Source organism: Escherichia sp. KCJ4928 (genome assembly GCF_004352695.1).
Classification (GTDB): Bacteria; Pseudomonadota; Gammaproteobacteria; order Enterobacterales; family Enterobacteriaceae; genus ECMA0423.
Genome location: NZ_SJWV01000770.1, coordinates 1 through 255 on the forward strand (window position 1 = coordinate 1; position 255 = coordinate 255).

The 255-nt window shown below is 55.7% G+C and carries 1 pseudogene; it reads left to right on the forward strand.

What is annotated here, in order from left to right:
- Window positions 1-255: pseudogene (locus E0D98_RS26695) on the forward strand (DNA primase); the annotation flags it as partial.

Genomic DNA, 255 nt, shown 5'->3' on the forward strand with positions numbered 1-255 from the left:
CCCTCCCGTTTATCTGGGGCGTTATCAGTTAAGCGAACTGGATAACCTCCAGATTGTTGATGATGGGCGATACAGGGCGACGGTGATACGCGCCGGAAATATTGAAGAGCCGCAGCTGTTAACCATCGCCACGAAACTGGCGATCGCCGGAGTCCAGGAGGCGCGGCTACTTTCTGAAAATTTCGAATTGCTGGAGGAATGGAGCGACCAGCTTCCACGGCTTAGGGAGGCATGGGAACGCGGGGAAAGCCTGGT